This window comes from Paenibacillus cineris (assembly GCF_018333335.1).
In the GTDB taxonomy this organism is placed as follows: Bacteria; Bacillota; Bacilli; order Paenibacillales; family Paenibacillaceae; genus Paenibacillus_AQ; species Paenibacillus_AQ favisporus.
In genome coordinates this window covers 538,903-559,432 of the sequence record NZ_BORU01000004.1, presented here as the reverse complement: position 1 = coordinate 559,432, position 20,530 = coordinate 538,903, and the positions used below count along the sequence as shown (strand labels likewise).

23 protein-coding genes and 1 tRNA gene are annotated in these 20,530 nt (G+C 48.8%); 17 read left to right on the top strand and 7 right to left on the bottom strand.

Annotated features, from left to right (window positions below):
* Positions 1-54: 54 nt before the first annotated feature.
* From remB to dnaA, 5 genes are all read right to left on the bottom strand, one after another.
* Positions 55-306 (bottom strand): extracellular matrix regulator RemB, encoded by a 252-nt coding sequence (remB, locus tag KI379_RS29260; RefSeq protein WP_076172512.1) that lies wholly within the window; start codon positions 304-306, stop codon positions 55-57.
* A gap of 16 nt (positions 307-322) precedes the next feature.
* Positions 323-1,435 carry a DNA replication/repair protein RecF gene (gene recF, locus KI379_RS29255; protein ID WP_076172510.1) on the bottom strand — a complete coding sequence of 371 codons (1,113 nt, stop codon included), beginning with the start codon at positions 1,433-1,435 and terminating at the stop codon, positions 323-325.
* Positions 1,436-1,491: 56 nt separating this feature from the next.
* Positions 1,492-1,710 carry a S4 domain-containing protein YaaA gene (gene yaaA / locus KI379_RS29250; RefSeq protein WP_076172508.1) on the bottom strand — a complete coding sequence of 73 codons (219 nt, stop codon included), beginning with the start codon at positions 1,708-1,710 and terminating at the stop codon, positions 1,492-1,494.
* Between the two features lie 32 nt (positions 1,711-1,742).
* Entirely contained in the window at positions 1,743-2,885 is a 1,143-nt protein-coding gene (gene dnaN / locus KI379_RS29245) for a DNA polymerase III subunit beta (RefSeq protein WP_076172506.1), read from the bottom strand.
* A gap of 199 nt (positions 2,886-3,084) precedes the next feature.
* A complete protein-coding gene (gene dnaA / locus KI379_RS29240; RefSeq protein WP_076172504.1) occupies positions 3,085-4,431 on the bottom strand; it encodes a chromosomal replication initiator protein DnaA in 1,347 nt (448 codons plus the stop codon).
* Between the two features lie 514 nt (positions 4,432-4,945).
* Between dnaA and KI379_RS29235 the strand changes: the two genes are divergently transcribed.
* From KI379_RS29235 to KI379_RS29175, 13 genes are all read left to right on the top strand, one after another.
* Entirely contained in the window at positions 4,946-5,167 is a 222-nt protein-coding gene (locus KI379_RS29235; RefSeq protein ID WP_212985756.1) for a hypothetical protein, read from the top strand.
* A gap of 112 nt (positions 5,168-5,279) precedes the next feature.
* Positions 5,280-5,414: a 50S ribosomal protein L34 gene (gene rpmH / locus KI379_RS29230; RefSeq protein WP_068778604.1), complete on the top strand. Its 135-nt coding sequence runs from the start codon at positions 5,280-5,282 to the stop codon at positions 5,412-5,414.
* A gap of 356 nt (positions 5,415-5,770) precedes the next feature.
* Entirely contained in the window at positions 5,771-6,121 is a 351-nt protein-coding gene (rnpA, locus tag KI379_RS29225) for a ribonuclease P protein component (protein ID WP_212985787.1), read from the top strand.
* Between the two features lie 73 nt (positions 6,122-6,194).
* The gene (locus KI379_RS29220) at positions 6,195-7,088 is read left to right on the top strand and encodes a YidC/Oxa1 family membrane protein insertase (protein WP_076172502.1); all 894 of its coding nucleotides are present in this window, start codon (positions 6,195-6,197) and stop codon (positions 7,086-7,088) included.
* The gene (gene jag / locus KI379_RS29215; RefSeq protein ID WP_212985755.1) at positions 7,085-7,789 is read left to right on the top strand and encodes an RNA-binding cell elongation regulator Jag/EloR; all 705 of its coding nucleotides are present in this window, start codon (positions 7,085-7,087) and stop codon (positions 7,787-7,789) included. Before KI379_RS29220 ends, jag begins: the two co-directional genes overlap by 4 nt.
* Positions 7,790-7,982: 193 nt before the next feature.
* On the top strand, positions 7,983-9,359 hold the full coding sequence (gene mnmE, locus KI379_RS29210) for a tRNA uridine-5-carboxymethylaminomethyl(34) synthesis GTPase MnmE (protein WP_212985754.1): 1,377 nt from the start codon (positions 7,983-7,985) through the stop codon (positions 9,357-9,359).
* A 59-nt stretch (positions 9,360-9,418) separates the two neighbouring features.
* The gene (mnmG, locus tag KI379_RS29205) at positions 9,419-11,305 is read left to right on the top strand and encodes a tRNA uridine-5-carboxymethylaminomethyl(34) synthesis enzyme MnmG (protein WP_076172498.1); all 1,887 of its coding nucleotides are present in this window, start codon (positions 9,419-9,421) and stop codon (positions 11,303-11,305) included.
* A 3-nt stretch (positions 11,306-11,308) separates the two neighbouring features.
* Positions 11,309-12,031, top strand: a complete 723-nt coding sequence (gene rsmG / locus KI379_RS29200) for a 16S rRNA (guanine(527)-N(7))-methyltransferase RsmG (protein ID WP_145140300.1) — start codon at positions 11,309-11,311, stop codon at positions 12,029-12,031.
* Between the two features lie 742 nt (positions 12,032-12,773).
* Positions 12,774-13,589 carry a nucleoid occlusion protein gene (noc, locus tag KI379_RS29195; RefSeq protein ID WP_076172496.1) on the top strand — a complete coding sequence of 272 codons (816 nt, stop codon included), beginning with the start codon at positions 12,774-12,776 and terminating at the stop codon, positions 13,587-13,589.
* Between the two features lie 405 nt (positions 13,590-13,994).
* Positions 13,995-14,756 (top strand): ParA family protein, encoded by a 762-nt coding sequence (locus KI379_RS29190; RefSeq protein ID WP_076172495.1) that lies wholly within the window; start codon positions 13,995-13,997, stop codon positions 14,754-14,756.
* Complete coding sequence (locus KI379_RS29185) at positions 14,749-15,588, top strand: ParB/RepB/Spo0J family partition protein (RefSeq protein ID WP_076172494.1); 840 nt, start codon at positions 14,749-14,751, stop codon at positions 15,586-15,588. The genes KI379_RS29190 and KI379_RS29185 overlap by 8 nt, the downstream gene beginning before the upstream one ends.
* Before the next feature lie 92 nt (positions 15,589-15,680).
* Complete coding sequence (locus KI379_RS29180; protein WP_212985753.1) at positions 15,681-16,829, top strand: aminotransferase class V-fold PLP-dependent enzyme; 1,149 nt, start codon at positions 15,681-15,683, stop codon at positions 16,827-16,829.
* Between the two features lie 210 nt (positions 16,830-17,039).
* Positions 17,040-17,540: a DUF4446 family protein gene (locus tag KI379_RS29175; protein ID WP_089550452.1), complete on the top strand. Its 501-nt coding sequence runs from the start codon at positions 17,040-17,042 to the stop codon at positions 17,538-17,540.
* Here KI379_RS29175 and yyaC read toward each other — a convergent pair.
* Complete coding sequence (yyaC, locus tag KI379_RS29170; protein WP_076172492.1) at positions 17,515-18,120, bottom strand: spore protease YyaC; 606 nt, start codon at positions 18,118-18,120, stop codon at positions 17,515-17,517. The two genes, KI379_RS29175 and yyaC, sit on opposite strands and share 26 nt — an antisense overlap.
* Positions 18,121-18,264: 144 nt before the next feature.
* On the opposite strand from yyaC, the gene KI379_RS29165 reads away from it, so the two are divergent.
* From KI379_RS29165 to KI379_RS29150, 4 genes are all read left to right on the top strand, one after another.
* Positions 18,265-18,525: a DUF3343 domain-containing protein gene (locus tag KI379_RS29165; RefSeq protein ID WP_076172602.1), complete on the top strand. Its 261-nt coding sequence runs from the start codon at positions 18,265-18,267 to the stop codon at positions 18,523-18,525.
* A 6-nt stretch (positions 18,526-18,531) separates the two neighbouring features.
* Complete coding sequence (locus tag KI379_RS29160; protein WP_076172491.1) at positions 18,532-19,461, top strand: mechanosensitive ion channel family protein; 930 nt, start codon at positions 18,532-18,534, stop codon at positions 19,459-19,461.
* Between the two features lie 2 nt (positions 19,462-19,463).
* A complete protein-coding gene (locus KI379_RS29155; protein ID WP_076172490.1) occupies positions 19,464-19,682 on the top strand; it encodes a DUF951 domain-containing protein in 219 nt (72 codons plus the stop codon).
* Between the two features lie 76 nt (positions 19,683-19,758).
* Positions 19,759-19,849 (top strand) — tRNA-Ser (locus KI379_RS29150).
* Positions 19,850-20,282: 433 nt separating this feature from the next.
* Here KI379_RS29150 and KI379_RS29145 read toward each other — a convergent pair.
* Entirely contained in the window at positions 20,283-20,477 is a 195-nt protein-coding gene (locus KI379_RS29145) for a YjzC family protein (RefSeq protein WP_076172489.1), read from the bottom strand.
* Positions 20,478-20,530 lie beyond the last annotated feature (53 nt).

Sequence of the window (20,530 nt, the reverse complement as noted above, 5' to 3'; positions counted from 1 at the left end):
TACTTCTATATATTCTACGTTTGCTGATTGGAGTGTACCTGCGTTCACAGTGTCCTAAGCGTTAGCGAAGAAGACATTCGCCCGCTTCTTAAGCGTGGATGAGGAAATTGGAGAGTAATAGACGGTGCTCTTCGTCACGACGATGGATTTGGCTTCCTCTTCGCCAATGTACTCCACGTTCTTTTCCTGCCGGGCATGGCTAACAAACTGCTTGGATATTTTGGAGGATTTCTCGATCGAAATGTCAAAGATCGCAACCAGCTCCGCAGAACGGATGATTTTTTCACCGCCCAGATGGATATACATAACCATTCCCCATTCCTTAAGAGTCGACCTGTCCCGCATGAACATGATAGATGTTCGCGTTCTTCAGTTTATCGGCATTCAAACTTTCGATTCCCGTCGCCGTGATAAAGGTTTGAACCTTGCTCTGAAAAGTCTCAATCAATTGCGTTTGCCGGTAAGGATCAAGCTCGGACAGCACATCATCCAGCAAGAGCACCGGATACTCTCCGATCTCCTCCTGGATCAGTTCGATTTCAGCCAGTTTAAGAGACAGAGCGGTCGTTCTCTGCTGTCCCTGTGAACCGTACGTATGGACTTCCTTGCCGTTAATGAAAAAGGCCATGTCGTCGCGGTGAGGCCCGGCAAGGGTCATCCCGCGGCGCACTTCTTGATCCTTCACTTGTGATAACTTTAACATAAATTGTTCAAAAAGATAAGCTTCATCTTCCTCCTCGGCGTCGCCAAACGACGGCTGATAGACAAGCTTCAGCGATTCCCCGCCGCTTGTGATGCCTTGGTGGATCGTTTCCGCCCACTTCTGCAGCTTTATTATGAATTGTTTCCTCTTTTTGATGATTTTAACACCGTGCTCTACGAGCTGCTGATCCCAGATTTCCAGCATGCCCGGCTTCACGCTGTCTTTCCCCCACATCTGTTTCAACAGGTTGTTCCGCTGGTTAAGAACTTTCTGGTACTGCTGCAAATGATAGAGATATCCCGGTTGGACCTGGCCGATCTCCATATCAAGGAACCGCCGGCGGATGCCCGGTGTGCCTTTCACAATTTCCAAATCTTCCGGGGCAAACATCACCACGTTCAGCGCACCGATAAAATCGCTCAGCTTCCGCTGCTCGAGTCCGTTAATCTTCGCCTTCTTCCCCTGTGGGGACATCGTCAAATCGAGGGTAAGCGGACCGTACTTCTTATCCACAACCGCGGACAGATGCGCGCTTCCTCCTTCAAACGAAATCAGCTCCCGATCTTTTGAGGTCCGGTGACTTTTGGTTAATGCCAACACAAAAATAGCCTCCAGCAAATTGGTTTTGCCTTGGGCATTTTGTCCGATCAGCAGATTTACGTCTCCAAAAGAATCCAGCTGCAGCTTCTCGTAGTTGCGATAATGCTGCAGACTGATATTTTTAACAAACACGCCTTATCCTCCCCATCTTCGCCGGCCGCCGCTGACAGCAGCGGCCTGGGGGCACTTTATGCCTCTTGTGCTACCACAAATTCGCCGCAGTCCGTCACTTTGACCTGATCGCCCGGATACAGCTTCCGCCCCCGGCGGTCTTCCGGCTCCCCGTTTACGGTCACCATGTTCTCCGCCAGCAGGGCTTTGGCCATTCCCCCTGTGGATACGCAGTTGGCGAGCTTCAGAAATTGATCAAGCTTAATATATTCACTGTGGATAACTATTTTGTTCATCAGGAATCCTTTCGCTGTGGACAAGTTTTGCTTTAGTTGGTGGTCCGGTACGGAAGAATAACGTACAAGCTTTGGCTGTCATCCACCGGCTTCAGAATGATCGGGCTCATGATGCCGGTAAAGGCAATTTTGAGCTGCTCGCTTTCCACCACTTTCAGCACGTCCAGCATATATTTCGAGTTAAACGAGATTTTCAGAGGTTCCCCTTTAAAATCAATCACGTCCAATTCTTCGCGCACTTTACCGAGTTCCGACGAGCTGGAAGAAATTTCGATACCGCCATGCTCCATCGTCTGCAGACGTACGATATTCGTCTTCTCCTCTCTGGAGAGCAAATAAGCGCGGTCGATCGACTCGCTTAATTTTTTTGTGTCCAAAACCAGTTCTGTTTTGTAGTTTGTCGGAATAATCCTAGAAGTATCCGGATAAATGCCGTCCAGGATGCGGGAATAGAACAGGACCCGGTCGATCTTGAACAGCACCTGGTTGTCGGCCACGACGATATCGACCAGCGTATTCTGGTCTGGAATGATTTTGCTCAGCTCGTTCAGCGTCTTACCGGCAATAACGACATTATGAAACTTCACTTCGTCGGCCCCTTCCAAATGAGCGGAGCGGGTGGCCAGGCGGTGTCGGTCGGTAGCGGTAAACTTCAGCTCGTTTTGATCCAGGTTCCACAGAACCCCCGTCAGGATCGGTGTCGTCTCATGCGTGGAAATAGAAAAACCGGTTTGGCGGATCATGTTTTTGAGCAGCGCTCCCGGCAGGGAAATTGTTTGGTTCCCCTCAATATCAGGCAGCACCGGAAATTCTTCCGGATCCAGTCCGACCATCTGAATTTCGGTGGCTCCCGAGGAGATAAAGGTTTGGAACTGGTCTTTGACCTCCATTTGAATTTCCTGAGAAGGCAGCTTCTTGATAATTTCCACGAAGAATTTGGCCGGCAGCACGACGCTGCCCGGTTGTTCGACCGTAACGATGGTGCGTTCGCTATCCTCCACCGGAATAAAGGACTGAATGGAAATATCGGTGTCGCTCGCTGTGAGGGTAACTCCCGAATGATTCACGTCCAGCTTGATGCCGGACAAGATCGGAATGGTGGTTCGGCTCGATATCGCCTTGGATACGTGCTGGATGGATTCGTTAAGAACGTTTTTAAGGATGCTGATTTTCATAGTTTCACTCCTAGCAGGAAATTCGGATTGCAAGACTACTCCGGTATGCCGGCTGCGTGCAGCCTATTTATGAATATTATTTTATTTAAATAATATAGTAATAGCAGTAGGCGCACTGAATTTGTGGATAAGTTCAAAAACCTCAATAAAATCAAGCCTATTCACATGTGTATAGATTGTGCATAGGCTTTGAACTTGTTCAGGTTGGGTTTTTGATTTTTTCCGTGATGTTATTGATGACTTTGAACAGATCCTGGTCCTCTTTCAGAGACTGGGATATTTTCTCGTGGGCATGGATGACGGTCGTATGGTCTCTTCCCCCGAAGGCCTCGCCAATTTTGGGCAGCGAGAAATCCGTCAGTTCCCTGGACAAGTACATGGCGATCTGTCTTGGAAAAGCGACGGCCTTAGTCCGTTTCCGCGCTTTGAAATCCTCAAGCTTCAGGTTGTAGTACTCCCCGACCTTCTGCTGAATGTCCTGAATGGTGATCATCTTCGGTCTGCTGGACGGGATGATATCCTTCAGCGCTTCGGCAGCCAGATGCGTGGTCACGTCCTGATTGGTCAGCGATGAATAGGCGACGACGCGAATCAGCGCCCCTTCCAGCTCCCTGATGTTCGTGTCGATCTGATTGGCGATGTACATCATCGCTTCATTCGGAATATCGAGATTCTCCGCCTTGGCCTTCTTCCGCAGAATCGCGATCCGCGTCTCCAGGTCCGGCGGCTGGATATCCGTAATCAGCCCCCATTCAAAGCGCGAGCGCAGCCGATCCTCCAGCGTCGGAATTTCTTTGGGCGGCCGGTCGCTTGAGATGATGATCTGCTTTTGTTCCTCATGCAGGGCGTTGAACGTATGGAAAAATTCCTCCTGTGTCGACTCCTTGCCCGCCAGAAACTGAATATCGTCAATCAGCAAAATATCGACGTTCCGATACTTGTTGCGGAAACTCTCGGCCCGGTTGTCACGGATGGAGTTGATGAATTCATTCGTAAATTTCTCGGAAGAGATATATACGACCCGGCTGGCGGGATTGTGCTCCAGAATGTAGTGTCCGATCGCATGCATCAAGTGAGTTTTGCCAAGCCCTACCCCTCCATACAAAAACAAAGGGTTGTATGCCTTCGCCGGCGCTTCCGCGACAGCCAAAGAGGCCGCGTGAGCAAACCGGTTGCCCGAACCGATGACGAATGTGTCAAATGTATATTTCGGGTTAAGCATATGGGTTAGAGCCTCGTCAGGGGTCGCCTGAGGCATGGGCGCGGGCTGCTGTGGGGTGAGTTCGGCAGGCTTGTTCTCTTCGATGACGAATTTCACGTCAACCTGCTTCCCCAACACTTCATAGATGGTGGAGCTAACGAGTTTTGTGTAGCGGCTTTCCAGCCATTCGACAGCAAATGTGGTTGGAGCGGAAATTACGATGGAATGCTCGCTCATTTGTATCGCTTTGGTTGCTTTAAACCAGGTGTCAAAACTCGGCTTGCTGAGCTTGGTATGAATAATGGATAGGATTTGCTGCCATAATTCGGAAGTATGGCTGTCCACAGACTGTCACTCCTTTAAATCTTCCAAATGTGGCTGGGATCGAGCCATGAGTGGAAATGTCGAAAAAAGATGAATGGTGCAGAATATATCCCCAGTTTCAAAAACGGGGGAAAATAAAAAAAGTGGACAAATTGAAATTGTTCACAAGTTTATCCACAGCTTGTTGATAATATATGGGGTGAAATCACATATTCACATCCAAAAACAATATAATCATAGCAAAAGAACGCCCGTTTATCAATGAAATGGCTGAAATTATCCACAAATTCAATAAGTTGTGTATAATTTTTATTCACACCACTATATATTGTTTATAACGTGTTTAATTTTCGACAGCATCCCCCAAAATAAAAAATCAGTTGTGCACAGGTTATGCCGGATCTTAGAATTTTATTGCGAACGATGTGAACAAGTGGATAAATCCGAATTGTGGATTTTTCAGGTTTGTTGGGCCGGGGGCTGTGGAAAACTCGGAAGGCTGGACTTTAAAATGAGATGATGTGGTTTTAGCGAAATGCCATCGAATGAAGTGAATGCCAGGAGAAAGTGTCCACAGAACCGAGGCTGGGAAGAGAGAGAGGGAGCGTTTAATGAAGCTGCTGCTGAAAATGAAGATGAAGCGGTGAAACTGGCGTTCCAGATCAGACGGAGCGAGAAGTGGGAGAGGGAAGCAGTAAAAGAGGGAGAAGAGCGATCGCAGGGATTCAAATTCCGGAAAGTGGGGGAGCAGGTTTGAGTTGACTTTTGGGCCTGTTCATGATTAAATGTATAAAGGCATTTTCTGTGTTGAATGAAAATGAATATTTAACCATAAAGGTTATGAAATCCTGTAAGGGGGTGTGCAATACATGAGACCTACATTTAAACCGAATGTAAGCAAGCGCAAAAAGGTGCATGGTTTCCGGAAAAGAATGAGCACGAAAAACGGCCGCAAAGTGCTGGCTGCTCGTCGCCAGAAGGGCAGAAAAGTACTGAGCGCGTAAATTTCGTACATGAAGACCACCGAGGTGGTCTTTTTTTCATAAGAAAACGTCTATCGGCGTACAAAAGTGAGATTTTCGTTTCACTTCTACAGATTTTTTAAGAAAAAGAGGGAGAAGCGGGCTTTTACGCCGAGGAGAAGATGTAGTTACGACCCGATCCCAATGAAATGAAAGAGGACGGGCCGTGCTCAGAGAAGTGCTCACGGTTCTTATTGTGGTTTATATCGCACAATGGATGACCATACTAGGAAGTGGAATATCGCTATATATTATATGAAGCAAAATTTCGAATGCTGATATTTTTGAAGGAAAGGCCGCTGTACATCGGGATGGCGGGCAGCAAGCAGGGGATATTCGTGCATAAAAGTTTACGTTTACGAAACCGGGCTGACTTCAGCCGCGTATATAGGCATGGGAAGTCATTTGCCAATTACCAATTTGTCGTGTATTGGTTCCGCAAAAAAGAGGTAGAGAAGTTCCGCGTCGGCATATCCGTCAGCAAGAAAGTCGGCAACGCCGTTGTACGGAACCGGATGCGAAGACTGGTCAAGGAGATTATGCGCCACCATGAAGACAAGCTGATCGAGCATGTCGATCTTGTATTTATTGTAAGAAAAGGTGCCGTTGAAATGTCCTATAAAGACCTTGAAAAAAGCGTTCTGCACGTGCTGCGGAAAGCGTCGCTGCTGAAGCCGGCGGGGCGCTGAATGCTGGTTTCTTTGTCCAATTAATTATGGTATGATTTACGGTGAATGGAAGCGTTAAGAGAGGGGTTATGAAGTGTCGCTACTTAAGACTAGCCGAGGCAGGAAATGGATCCTCCTCATCGCTGTGATGATGCTCGCAGTGGTTGTTTTAGCTGGGTGCGGAACAGGCAACACTGTGACGCATACTACAGAAGAAATGAAGGAAGGCGGCTTTTGGCAGGCTAACGTCGTTTATTATTTCTCGCTCGCATTAGATACGTTCGCCGGTTGGTTTGGCGGAGCTTACGGCTTAGCCGTCCTCGTGATGGTGATTATCGTCCGTACGATTATTCTGCCGTTGTCCATTAAGCAGGTTAGAAGTTCCAAGGCGATGCAAGCGATTCAGCCTGAACTTGCAAAGATAAAAGAGAAGTATAAGGATCAGCCGGAGAAACAGCAGCAGGAAACGATGAAGCTGTTTCAGGAGAACAGGGTTAATCCGATGGCGGGATGTCTGCCGCTGATTATCCAAATGCCGGTTTTTATCGCACTCTATAATTCCATCGTGTACAACTCGCATCTTCGTGACCACTCGTTCCTGTGGCTCCAATTGGGTAAGCCGGACCATACGTTCATCCTGCCGCTGCTGGCTGCTGCTACGACATTCCTGCAGTCCCGCATGATGTTGAAGATGAACCCGAGCCCGCAGCAGGGTGCCATGCAATTTATGATGCTGGTGTATCCGGTTTTGATTTTCTTCATGTCTTACCAGTTCCCATCCGCACTGCCGCTGTACTGGATTTACAGTAACCTGTACACTATTATCCAGAACTACTTCCTGTATCGTAACAACAATACGACTGCGAACGTAGCCGCCGTTTCTTCTGCTGGAGGAAGCGCAAATGCCAAGTCTGGCAACAAAGGCAGCAGCAACAAAGGCGGTAAAGGAAATAGCAAAGGGAAGAAGGGGGCAAAAAAATCTAAATGAGCAAAGTCGTCGCTTCAGGAAAAACCGTTGAAGATGCTGTAAATCAAGGGCTGGCCCAGCTTGGGGTAAGCCGCGACCGGGTCACGGTCCAAATCGTATCGCAGCCGTCAAAAGGATTCCTGGGACTGATCGGTGTCAAGGAAGCAAAGGTGGAACTTACACTGCTGCCTGAGCCCGCACCGGAACCAGTGGAGACGGCGAAACCTTTGCCACTAGATTTTCATGAACCCGAAGCTTCCTTAGAGGAAGAAGACAAAGACCCTTATGAAACGGCTGCCGAGTTTATCATTGACGTCGGTAAGAGCATGGGACTGGATGTGAGCGTTGAAATCCAGCACGCGAGGGATGCTACGACCCTTCATATTTTCGGTCCCGATTTGGGACTGATCATTGGCAGAAGAGGACAAACCCTCGACGCCTTGCAGTATTTGGCCAACATTGTGGCGAACCGGGTGTCAAGCAGTTACGTGCGGCTTGTGCTCGATGCAGAAAACTTCCGGGAGCGCCGGAAGAAGACGCTGGAGGATTTGGCCGACCGGTTGGCGGGACGGGTGATTCGGACCCATAAAGAGGTTGTTCTTGAACCGATGTCCCCGCAGGAGCGGAAGGTGATCCATTCCAAGCTGCAGGATCATCCGCAGGTGAAGACCTACAGTAAAGGGGAAGAGCCCAACCGGCGCGTAGTCATTACGATAAAGTAAAGAGAGACCTGTACAATGACTTTATTGAGCTTACCTTTAGCTTATGAAGTCATTGTTTTTTTTGAATCTTGAATGGGGTCACCGGGAAGCGCCGGGCCTAGGCGTCGCAGGTCTTGATACGTCTTGTTATGGCAACAATAGAGCTAACAGAAACGGATGAACGTTTAATATAGAAAAAATAGAGGTGACAGCCTTGCTTACAGATACAATCGCAGCGATATCGACAGCTGTAGGGGAAGCGGGAATCGCCGTCATCCGCGTGAGCGGACCGGACTCGATTTCCGAGGTCGAACGGATTTTTCACAGCAAAACGGCGTTAACGGAGGCGGAGTCGCATACGGTTCATTATGGGCACATCATCGACCCGGACACCCAGGAGCGGGTGGAGGAGGTGCTTGTCACCGTGATGCGGGCACCGCGGTCTTTTACCACAGAAGATGTGGTGGAGATCAGCACGCACGGCGGCGTCATTTCGGTCAAACGGGTGATGGATCTGCTGCTGCAGCTGGAGATCCGTCTGGCGGAACCGGGCGAGTTTACCAAGCGGGCCTTTTTGAACGGCCGGATTGACCTTTCCCAGGCCGAAGCGGTAATCGACCTGATCCGGTCCAAGTCGGACCGTGCCTTCTCGATCGCATTGAAGCAGGTAGAGGGATCCTTGTCCCAGAGAATCGGGGAGCTGCGCCACACCTTGGTGGAAACGATGGCTCACATCGAAGTCAATATCGATTACCCGGAGCATGATGTGGAATCGCTGACGGCAGAGTTCATTAAGCAGAAAAGCAACGAAGTTATGGAAGGCATTCAGAAGCTGCTGAAGACCGCTGAAGAAGGGAAGATTTTACGTGAGGGCATCACCACGGCGATTGTCGGACGTCCAAACGTGGGCAAGTCTTCACTGCTGAATGCGCTGGCGCATACGAACCGTGCGATTGTGACCGACATTCCGGGCACGACGCGGGACGTCATCGAGGAGTTCGTCACGATCAACAACATTCCGCTCAAGCTGCTGGACACGGCAGGAATTCGGGAAACGATGGACGTCGTGGAGAAAATCGGCGTGGAGCGCTCGAAGCATGCGGTCACAGAAGCCGACCTCATCCTGCTCGTACTGAATGCAAGCGAACCGCTGCATGAGGACGAACTGGAATTAATGGAACAAATCCGTGGTAGACAATCCATCGTCATTATGAATAAAATGGACTTACCTTCGCAATTGGACAGGGATCTGCTGTCCAGGTACTATCCGGATGAATTGATCGTCCCGATGTCGGTGATGACCGAAGAGGGGATCGATCTTTTGGAAAAGGCGATTTCTTCGCTCTTTTTCAGCGGGAAGCTGGAGTCGGGCGATCTGACTTATGTCAGCAACGTCCGGCATATCGCTCTCCTTAAAAAGGCGTACAAATCGCTTCAGGATGCCTACGAAGCGGCGGATCAGTTCATCCCGATCGACATGATTCAGATCGATGTCCGTCTTGCTTGGGAACAGCTTGGTGAGATCACAGGCGATACGGCGGCCGAAACGCTGCTGGATCAAATTTTCTCCCAGTTCTGTTTAGGTAAATAAGTCGTTCGTTCATATAGATTCATGCATTTATTTTCAGAAAAATAAAGGAGGTTTGTCCAATGAGTTATGATGGAGGCAGCTATGATGTCATCGTCATCGGTGCAGGCCATGCCGGCTGTGAAGCGGCTTTGGCCGCAGCGCGGATGGGCTGCAACACACTGATGATTACCATCAATCTGGACATGGTCGCATTTATGCCGTGCAACCCGTCGATCGGGGGACCGGCCAAAGGGCATGTCGTCCGTGAAATCGATGCGCTGGGCGGTGAAATGGGCCGTAATATTGATAAAACGTTTATTCAAATGCGGATGCTGAACACAGGGAAGGGGCCGGCGGTGCATGCGCTGCGTGCGCAAGCCGACAAGTTCCTGTATCAACAAACGATGAAGGAAACGATGGAGAAAGAACCGAACCTGACAATGCGTCAAGGCATGGTGGAACAGCTGATTGTTGAAGACGGCGTCTGTGTCGGCGTGGTGACGAAAACCGGCACCTCGTACCGTGCTAAATCTACGGTGCTGACTACCGGCACGTATCTTCGCGGTAAAGTCATTATGGGTGAGCTGACCTACGAAAGCGGTCCAAACAACCAACAGCCTTCGGTGAAGCTGGCGGAAAATCTGCGCGAGCTGGGCTTCGATCTCGTTCGCTTCAAGACCGGCACGCCTCCGCGTGTACACAAGTCCACCATTGACTTTTCCAAGACCGAAATTCAACCGGGAGATGAGAAACCTAAATTTTTCTCTTATGAAACCGAGTCTTCCGATAATGAGCAGCTTCCTTGCTGGTTGACGTATACTTCGGTGGAAACCCACCGCATTATTAACGAGAACCTGCACCGTGCGCCGATGTTCTCCGGAATTATTGAAGGAACAGGACCACGTTACTGCCCGTCCATTGAGGATAAGATCGTGCGCTTCAGCGACAAGCCGAAGCATCAAATTTTCCTCGAGCCGGAAGGCAAGAACACCTCTGAATATTATGTCCAAGGGCTGTCCACCAGTATGCCTGAAGACGTTCAGCTGGCGATGCTGCGCAGTATCCCTGGCTTGGAAAAAGTTGAAATGATGCGCAACGGTTATGCGATTGAATATGACGCTATGGTACCGACGCAGCTGTGGCCATCTCTGGAAACGAAGAAGATGCCGGGATTGTTCACCGCCGGTCAAATTAACGGAACCTCCGGTTACGAAGAAGCTGCAGGTCAAGGCATCATGGCCGGCATTAACGCTGCGCGCAAAGTACAGGGCAAAGAACCGGTCATTCTCGACCGTTCGCAAGGCTATATCGGAGTTCTGATCGACGACCTCGTGACGAAAGGTACCAATGAGCCTTACCGTCTCCTGACTTCCCGTGCGGAATACAGACTGCTGCTTCGCCATGACAACGCCGATCTGCGGTTGACGCCGGTAGGGCATGAGATCGGTCTGATCTCGGAGGAACGCTTCGCGAAGTTTTTGGATAAGAAGGAAAAGGTGGAGCTGGAAATCGAACGTCTACGTTCAACGAAGGTGGGTCCTTCACATGTGAATGCACTGTTAGAATCGATCGGTTCCGCCCCGATTCAGGATGGCAGCAACCTGCTGACCATTCTGCGCCGTCCAGAAGTAACCCACAGCCATATTGAACAAATTTCACCTTCGCCATATGAACTTACGGAAGAAATGAAGGAGCAGGTCGAAATTCAAATCAAGTATGCAGGGTATATCGAAAAGCAGCTGATCCACGTGGAACGTCTGCAAAAGATGGATAAGAAGAAGATTCCGGAATCGATCGACTATAACGATGTTCAAGGCATCGCCATCGAGGCTCGTCAAAAGCTCAGCAGCATCCGTCCGATTTCGATCGGTCAAGCTTCACGCATTTCCGGCGTGACGCCGGCGGATATCTCGATTCTGCTGGTATATCTGGAACACTATAATCGCGTTACAGCGGCAAGAGGTTAACGAATGGATCCGATACAAGAGCAATTTGTGCAGCGTTTAAAAGAACATGGCATTACGCTCGAACCATCCCAGTTGGAACAATTTGAAATTTATTTCAAGGAACTGGTCGAATGGAATGAGAAAATGAACCTTACCGGGATTACCGAGCGGGAGCAAGTGTATACCAAGCATTTTTATGATTCCATCTCCCTGGCGTTTTATGTGAACATGGGGGAGATCGGAACACTGGCCGATATCGGCTCAGGGGCGGGATTCCCGGGAATCCCGCTGAAGATTTGTTTTCCACACTTGAAGCTGACGATTATCGACTCGTTAAACAAGCGCATTTCCTTCCTGCAGCACGTTGTGCAGGAGACTGGCCTTAAGGATGTTGAACTTCTCCATGGCCGGGCCGAGGATTGGGGAAGGAAGGCGGGGTACCGTGATCATTTCGATCTCGTTACCGCCCGAGCAGTGGCCAGGCAGGCCGTCCTGAATGAGTTCTGTCTCCCCTTTGTCAAAGTGAACGGTCTGTTTGCGGCGATGAAAGGAAGCGATCCGGCGGAGGAAGTACAGGAGGCGGCCAAAAGCTTGAAGGAACTGAGGGGCAAGGTGATCGAAGTGGAACGCTTCTTGCTACCTGTAGAAGAATCGGCTCGCCATATTGTCCAGATCCGTAAGACTGCGCCTACCCCAGGTAAATATCCGAGAAAGGCCGGAACTGCGGTTAAATCGCCTTTAGTATAAGAAAAAAACTGGTTTCAGCAAGCTGTATCAGACCCTATGGAATGTGCAGTCGACTGACTTCCTATCAACGGACTGTCTGAAACCAAGTCATATTTATAAAATGAAGAGGATTGTTTCACGTGGAACAGTCCTCTTTTTTTAGATGATAAAAATATAAATTTTCAGCGATGCTGTTCTCCTATATAATTTCAAGAAGACTTCTGAAATACGCGGTCTGTCCTCTATAAAGATACATCGATAGTCGCTTTACTAAGATTATAGAGTGATGAATATAACGGTGCCGAATCACTGTAAAATCGCAAGAAATGCTTCTGCTAGAAGCGGTTTGTCTTCTTTGATGTTCCATCGATAAGTGCTTTTATTAATGTGAAAAAATGGATAAATGGCAGGAAAAATCGGGAACTTTGGAGAATAGGATTATATGAAGAAAAGTGGTAGAATAGAGTATAAACTGTATTCTATGAACTGGCTTCAAATGGTATGATAGAGAGGGATGATCGTTGGTAAGTGGTCTGACAGTCAGTCCGTTCAGTCATGTGAACCTTATACATAAATTTCGTTCGGATCTGACAATTCTCATCTTCCATTTTGAAGTCATTGGACGACTCTCTATGTCTGGATTGCAGCTGTCAAAGCTCAAGGTTAGTTGTTACCCTTATCCTACATGGATGTCTCGATGACCTGTAGATTGTTGTTAGGTGCTCTAGCGGTGCTATTACGAATTTAGGTGGTAATATACGGAATGAAAGAACAATTTTCTAAATTGTTTGGTTTGACGGAACGAAGCAATGGGGATGAAGTAAAGCAAATTCCGGTGGCGGAAATCGTAAGCAGTCCTTACCAGCCCCGGACCATTTTTGATGACGATAAAATCGACGAACTCTGTCAAACGATCAAGACGCATGGGGTGATCCAGCCCATTGTTGTTCGTATCCGTAATGCCAAATACGAGATTATTGCCGGTGAGCGGCGCTGGCGTGCCGTTTCCAAACTCGGTTTGGAGACCATTCCCGCCATTGTCCGTGAATTCAATGATTCCCAAGCTGCTTCCATTGCATTGATCGAGAACCTCCAGCGTGAAGGCCTGACTTCCATCGAAGAAGCCGTTGCCTATCAAAAGCTCATTGACCTTCATCAGCTTACGCAGGAGAGCTTGGCGCAGCGCCTTGGGAAAAGCCAATCAACGATTGCCAATAAAATCCGGCTGCTTCATCTTCCGGAGGAAGTAAAAAATGCACTGATGGAGCGCAAAATTACTGAGCGGCATGCCCGCGCGTTACTGTCCCTCGATACCGAGGAACTGCAGCTGAAAGTGCTGGCTGAGATTGTATCCAAAGAGCTGAACGTGAAACAAACGGAGGCTAGAGTTGCCTTTTACAAGGAATCGGCAAAAATTAAAAAGGCAAAGCGCATCTCTTACTCCAAGGACGTCCGGTTGGCGTTGAACACGATTCGCCAATCCATCGATATGGTGTCTGGATCCGGGATGGCCATTAAAACGCAGGAAAACGACCATGAGGATCATTATGAGATCGTGATCAAAATTCCTAAGCGCTAATACGATGGAGCTTAGCGGCTGAGCGGCCGCTTTTTTTAGGAAGTCATAATGAATTTATGCTCTAAACCATGAAATCATAAGTCCCAGGTAGCTGAATTTCATAAGATGGAAGAATAGAGGGGGAGGGGGAAAGTTCGCATCTCCCATTTTTCTCGTCAATGTTCTGAAATCAAAGTTGTTCATTGATGGTGTCCGAATAATTGAGTAAAGGTTTTTCTTGTTATTCCAGCAAGGGGAAGCGCACTACTGCAGGGCGAAGCCGTTTCTGCGTATCTGTATACTTGAAACACCGGTACTTCTGATTTACCGCCGGGGGCATACAGGTATTTGCAGCCGTTTGTTTTGCTGATGATCACAATCCCGCGACCTACAAGAAGAGTCTTCATACACATAGAGGTGAATTGAGTGTCCAAAATTATTGCCATAGCAAATCAAAAGGGCGGAGTCGGCAAGACGACAACCTCCGTCAATCTCGGTGCAGGATTGGCTTCGCTCGGAAAAAGGGTGCTGCTCGTCGATATCGATCCCCAAGGCAATACAACCAGTGGGGTAGGTGTCAATAAAGCGGATGTAGCGAACTGCATTTATGATGTGATTATCAATGATGTACATCCCAAGGATGCGATCCTGCAAACGCAAATCGAAGGACTTCATATTATTCCGGCAACGATTCAATTGGCTGGAGCGGAAATTGAACTGGTACCGACCATTTCAAGGGAGCTTCGGCTTAAAAAGTCGCTTCAGTTGGTGAAAGCAAATTATGACTATATTTTAATCGATTGTCCGCCGTCTCTTGGTATACTTACTATTAACTCACTTACTGCCGCTGACTCGGTCATTATTCCTATCCAGTGCGAATACTATGCCCTTGAAGGATTAAGCCAGCTGCTGAATTCGATTCGTCTCGTCCAGAAGCATTTGAACACTTCGCTCCGGATTGAAGGCGTTCTGCTCACTATGCTGGATGCTCGGACGAATTTGGGGATTCAAGTGATTGAAGAAGTAAAGAAATACTTTCAGGAAAAAGTGTACCAAACGATCATTCCGAGAAATATTCGACTTAGTGAAGCTCCGTCCCATGGTCAGTCGATCATTACGTATGATCCGCGTTCGAAAGGCGCTGAGGTATATTTAGAGTTGGCAAAGGAAGTGATTTCGTATGAGTAAACGATTGGGTAAAGGGCTCGATGCTTTAATTCCTTCACTTTCGATTAATGAAGATGACAAAATCGTAGAAATCCCACTCAGCCAACTTCGTGCCAATCCTTACCAGCCGCGCAAGGACTTTAATGAGGAATCAATTCAGGAATTGGCCGAATCGATTCGTCAGCATGGGGTCATTCAACCGATTATTGTACGCAGCGTGCTCAAAGGATATGAAATTATTGCAGGGGAGCGGCGCTTTAGAGCTTCGCAATACTGCGGCAAGGCCACTATCCCGGCTGTGGTTCGCACATTCAGCGATCAACAGGTGATGGAGATTGCCTTGATTGAAAACCTGCAGCGCGAGAATTTAAATGCGATGGAAGTGGCTGTTGCTTACCAGGGCTTGATGGATCAATACTCACTGACGCAGGAAGAGCTGTCGTTGAAAGTGGGGAAATCCAGATCCCATATAGCAAACTTCCTTCGTTTGTTGGCTTTGCCGGATGAAGTCAAAGACTATGTTTCACGTGGAACAATTTCCATGGGCCATGCGAGAGCGTTGGTTGGTCTCAAGGATCCGTCCCTCATCAAGCAGTTGGCGAAGCAATGCGTCAACAATGAGTGGAGCGTACGGGATCTTGAGGAGGCTGTGAAACAGCTCGACCGGAAACCAGCGGATAAAAACAAGGTAAAAGTCAAAAAGCGCGATCCTTATATCGATAACTTGGAAGAGTCGCTGCGGGAGCGGTTTAGAACGACAGTGAAGATCAAGCAAAACAAAGATAAAGGCAAAATCGAATTGAACTATTACAGCAAACAGGACCTGGAACGGCTGCTGGAGTTGTTGCAATAAAGATCAGTGGATGGGATGACGCGTCTAGGTGATTCCTGAAAAGGACCGAAGATGCGTCATTCTTTGTTCCTTGGATCGGAGTGAAACGGGATATGAACGAAGTTGTATATCTGGATCATGCAGCGACTTCCTGGCCGAAACCGCCTGGTGTTCTGGCAGCCATGCAAAAGGCGATGGAGGAAGCGGCAGCGAATCCAGGACGAGGGAGCCATCAAATGGCCGTGCAAGCGAGCAGGGTTCTCTTTGAGACCCGCCGGATGCTGGCTCAGTTGTTTCGGGTGAAGAACCCGAATAACATCATTTTCACCCATAACACAACCCAGGCATTGAATATGGCGATCAAGGGGATCTTGAAGTCGGGTGACTATGTCGTTGCGACGATGATCGAACACAACTCCGTACGGAGACCGTTGGAATATTTAATGCGGACACTGGATATTCAAGTGGATTACATTGGGGTAAATGATCAAGGAGAACTGGACATGCAGCAGCTGGAGGCATGCTTATCCAAAAATCCGAAGCTGGTGGTTTGCAGCCATAGCTCGAATTTGTTGGGGAGTATTCTGCCAATCCAGCGAATTGGTGAGCTGGCACGCAGCAGTGGGGCAGTATTTTTGGTAGATGCTGCACAAAGCGCCGGCGTGTTGGACATTGATGTGGAGTCCTGCTGCATCGACATGTTGGCTTTTCCGGGCCATAAAGGGCTGCTCGGTCCGCAAGGGACGGGAGGGCTTTACTTATCGCCTGAGATCGAACTGGAGCCGCTGATCCACGGAGGAACGGGCAGCCAATCGGAGGAAAAGGAAATGCCCAGCGTAAGGCCGGACCGGTATGAAGCGGGGACCTTGAACACGGTCGGAATTGCCGGACTAAGAGCAGGGGTGGAGTATGTACTAAAGGAAACCCCGCAGCGGATTTATCAGCATGAATGGGCGCTGACTCAAATGATGATTGAGGGATTGAAAGAGCTGTCGGGTCTGAAACTGCTTGGTCCAGTACAAGGGAAGGAAAGGACCGGAATCGTGGCCTTTACGATCGAGGGCCGGGATTCTACGGAAATCGCCTTCCGCTTGGACCGGCAATATGGAATCGCAGTCAGAGCGGGGATGCACTGTACGCCGTTGGCTCACTATGCGGTGCGAACGGATAAGACCGGAGCAGTGAGGGCGAGTGTGGGTGCGAACAGCACGGAGCAGGAGGTTCAACGGATGGTTGAAGCGATGCGCGAGCTGGTTCGTTAACTAGATGGCCTGACGCAAGCCTCGAAGTCTATTAGTAATCAAACCTCGATGGCAAGACAAAACCGGTTCTCCCCTGTAAAGCTGAAGGGACAACCGGCAGAATGAATGTTTGTGATTTTTAACCGTATAGTATCAAGGACCATGAATATATGGGATCACGATACGTCTTGGGAACGGGTAGGTCAAGATTGAGGAAAAGGAATGAACAGCATGTCGGACTTAAATGATTTAATCAGCGAACAATTACCAGGAATCATTGGCGGGATCGTACTCCTCATTTTGATCTTGCTCGTGTTGGTGCTGACACAAGGGGCAAAGCTTAGAAAAGTTCGCCGCAAATACGAAACGATGATGGCCGGCAGCGGGGTAGAGGATTTAGAAACACTGCTCATCGATCTAAAGACACAGGTGGACAGCGTGGAGGATGAGCAGCAGCAGCAGCGTGAATCCGTGTCGCTGGCATTGAACAAGCTTCAAACGATCAAGGGTAATATCGGTATTAAACGTTACAATGCATTCAGCGAACGAGGGAGCGATCTAAGCTTTTCGATTGCGATCGTTGATGCCGATCGAAGTGGAGTCGTCATCACTGCGCTGTACAGCCGTGACAGCTCCTATGTTTATGCCAAGCCGGTAGAAGCCGGGCAGTCGACTTATCCCCTTTCGCCGGAAGAGGTAGAGGCGATTACTCTAGCCTTGCAAAAAGCGTAGTACGGGCTTTCCATTCCTTAATGGCGGAATGAAGGCTTGAGGCAATAATTTCGGACAAACGCATCACCAAGCTCAGCCTGGTGTTCTGCAATACAAAATATTCCATGAAGCCGCCGACATTAACGATACCCGTCAAATGGATATCGCCAACCGGCGGTAATTCTTTATGTACGCCTGCGCCGGGTTTGAGCGGGCCGTTGGCGACTTGAATGCAGCCTACGCTGGAGGATTGTCCAAGGCACGCATCGATGCCGATGACAAATGGATTGTCATACAGCGAATAGATCGAGGAGAGCGTCTCCTGGAGGTTAACGGCATGCACAGGCTCGTCCAGCGTGCCGAACAAGTGAAACCATGGACTTTTATACCGGGCCAATGCAGTGCCTACCAAAGGACCGAGGCAGTCGCCCGTGGACCGGTCGGTACCGATACATACAACGATAACCTGTTGATTTTCCCCGGCTTGAGAGAGATGAAACAGAAGACGATGAATAATAGCGGAATGGATTTCAGGGTCGGTATGTGGTATTTTTAAGCATGTAGGCTCCTGTTTGGGAGACGTTTTTGGCCACTGAGTCATAGAATCTTCCTCTCCTTGCATTTGGTAGTAACTAGTATATGGAAGGAAGAGGGTTTTTATACTTCATGCAGGAATTCCATAGAAAAAGTAATTCTGACGAATGCAGCACAAATCAAGGTGGGGGAGAAGCGGATGGTGGCGGAGATGGAAACCTGGATGCTGATTGCTTTTGATTCGACACAGCAGGCGCTGCGCGCAGAGATGCTGCTTGAATATGCGGAGGTTGAAATTGATTTATTTCCTACACCAAAGGAAATTACAGCGGGCTGTGCATTATCGATCCAGTTCCCGCCGGACCAGCTGGATAGCGTACAGACGATCATCCAGCAGGAGCAGGTGGAGATTCGGGGAATCTACTTCAAAGACAGCATAGAGGGATATAAGAGCATCGAGGATAGGAGGTAGAGTTGATTGAGTAAGTTTTGGCTGGAGGATACCATTCCCAATCCAGAGCAGGCTGTCAAGCAGGCGGTAAGTATCGGCGATAAGTTTCTGGATTGGGTGACGAATGTAGATATGTGGACCAATGTGCTGTTTTCGGGCATTCGTATCATCATTCTGTTTTTTGTTTCCCGCGTCATTATACGGGTTGTATCCAAAATTATAGACAAATCCCTGGCGAGACAGGAGCAGAGCCGGATGAACGTCAACCCGCGGAGGTTCGCCACGGTAGCCGAGCTGCTGAAAAACGTAACGGCGGTCACCTGTAATTTTATTATGGTGCTCCTGATTCTGTCGGAGTTCAACTTTCATTTGGGACCGCTCCTTGCGGGAGCAGGAGTGCTTGGTTTGGCCATAGGTTTTGGCGCGCAAAGTTTGGTTAAAGATGTGATTACCGGATTCTTCATTATATTAGAAGACCAATTTGCGGTAGGGGACGTTATCCAGACAGGGAGCTTCAAAGGCACCGTAGAGATGATCGGCCTTCGGACCACACGCATCGTAAGCCCTACCGGGGAAGTTTATATTTTGCCTAACGGTTCCATCGCCAGCGTAACGAACTACTCCTTATCCAATGCGCTCGCGGTTGTTGACCTTCCCATGAAAAACGAGCGAAATCTGGAAGAAACCGTAGCCCTGATTAAACAGGCGCTTACCGGCATTCAGCAGCGGGATCCTAATGTCATTTCGGTGCCGAATGTACTCGGGGTGCAATCCTTGAACACGAGTGAATACGTTATCCGGATCGTAGCCGAGTGCATGCCGAACACCAAAGGCGATGTTGAACGGCAGATTCAGGCCGATGTGAAGCAGGCTTTGGAATACGAGGACATGATGAAACAGGCACAGGCCGAGCTTGCGGCAGGTAAAGAAGGGAACAACGAAATGGGGGAAGGATAACGGTGGAACGTAAAGTGTTTCAACTCGGAGATATCGTCCAAATGAAGAAAAACCACCCATGCGGCAGTAACGAAATGGAAATTATCCGCATGGGAATGGATATCCGGATCAAATGCGTCGGCTGCCAGCACAGCGTATTGATCCCGCGGGCGAAGTTTGAGAAAAATATGAAAAAGGTGCTTCGATCGAAATCGGAAGAGGGAATGGAAGGGCAGGCTTAGCAGGCTTAGTAATAAACAGCTTTTGGACAAAGGGCTTGCACAAATGATGGACATGTGCTATAATCAATTTTGCTGCGGAAAGGTACCCAAGAGGTCTAAGGGGGCTGACTCGAAATCAGTTAGGCGTCGCAAGGCGTGCGAGGGTTCGAATCCCTCTCTTTCCGCCACATTCCCTTTTTTAAGTGACTGCGCATAGAATACATACAGTGAAAACCTTCAGTTGAGTAAACTGGAGGTTTTCTTAGTTGTTGGATCGTTTCCCTTTATGATCCTTTGCTTTCATAATAAGAGGGGAACAATTACTGCTGTATACAAACCAAAGGAGGACCCAGAAGGTCCTCCGATTTGGCAGGCGATGCCATGATTTTTTGGAATTCATCCACACAACACTTCAGCAAGTGAAACTCGGGTCAGCCTTTAGCAAATCTTTGCTTTAGACAATAAAGTGTTTTTAGCACTTCCCTCCGCTTCTTGAACGTGCTGTTTCTGACTTCCTGTGCTTTGTTGCGTTGATCATGTCCAACGGAACCACACCTCTCTCAAGCACCGCCTGATTGTAATATGCGCAGTTTTCGTGCGCTTATGCATCCATTTGTAAAATTAGTGGACCCGCGCTTTCGTCATCCGTTTCCATTTGCGGTCTTTCTTCGAGGTCTCTGGAAAGGTATCGCCCTTAGCCAGCTCGACCCGCTGCGGATCCGTGATTTCAGTATGGAAGCTGTTTTCACCAACCTCCATGTATACGCCGGGGTTCGGCGCTTTGTCGCCTGGTTCAAATTCGGTTCTTTCACCCATGGACAAGGCCTCCTTTAATCGTTAAAATGGACTGCCTCTGTAGTGTGTACCCT

Excerpts from the sequence above, each read along its gene's own strand:
- remB (WP_076172512.1), bottom strand. The coding sequence starts at position 306 with ATGTATATCCATCTGGGCGGTGAAAAAATCATCCGTTCTGCGGAGCTG.
- yaaA (WP_076172508.1), bottom strand. The coding sequence starts at position 1,710 with ATGAACAAAATAGTTATCCACAGTGAATATATTAAGCTTGATCAATTT.
- dnaN (WP_076172506.1), bottom strand. The coding sequence starts at position 2,885 with ATGAAAATCAGCATCCTTAAAAACGTTCTTAACGAATCCATCCAGCAC.
- KI379_RS29235 (WP_212985756.1), top strand. The coding sequence starts at position 4,946 with ATGCCATCGAATGAAGTGAATGCCAGGAGAAAGTGTCCACAGAACCGA.
- rpmH (WP_068778604.1), top strand. The coding sequence starts at position 5,280 with ATGAGACCTACATTTAAACCGAATGTAAGCAAGCGCAAAAAGGTGCAT.
- jag (WP_212985755.1), top strand. The coding sequence starts at position 7,085 with ATGAGCAAAGTCGTCGCTTCAGGAAAAACCGTTGAAGATGCTGTAAAT.
- mnmG (WP_076172498.1), top strand. The coding sequence starts at position 9,419 with ATGAGTTATGATGGAGGCAGCTATGATGTCATCGTCATCGGTGCAGGC.
- rsmG (WP_145140300.1), top strand. The coding sequence starts at position 11,309 with ATGGATCCGATACAAGAGCAATTTGTGCAGCGTTTAAAAGAACATGGC.
- noc (WP_076172496.1), top strand. The coding sequence starts at position 12,774 with ATGAAAGAACAATTTTCTAAATTGTTTGGTTTGACGGAACGAAGCAAT.
- KI379_RS29185 (WP_076172494.1), top strand. The coding sequence starts at position 14,749 with ATGAGTAAACGATTGGGTAAAGGGCTCGATGCTTTAATTCCTTCACTT.
- KI379_RS29180 (WP_212985753.1), top strand. The coding sequence starts at position 15,681 with ATGAACGAAGTTGTATATCTGGATCATGCAGCGACTTCCTGGCCGAAA.
- KI379_RS29175 (WP_089550452.1), top strand. The coding sequence starts at position 17,040 with ATGTCGGACTTAAATGATTTAATCAGCGAACAATTACCAGGAATCATT.
- yyaC (WP_076172492.1), bottom strand. The coding sequence starts at position 18,120 with ATGACTCAGTGGCCAAAAACGTCTCCCAAACAGGAGCCTACATGCTTA.
- KI379_RS29165 (WP_076172602.1), top strand. The coding sequence starts at position 18,265 with ATGGAAACCTGGATGCTGATTGCTTTTGATTCGACACAGCAGGCGCTG.
- KI379_RS29145 (WP_076172489.1), bottom strand. The coding sequence starts at position 20,477 with ATGGGTGAAAGAACCGAATTTGAACCAGGCGACAAAGCGCCGAACCCC.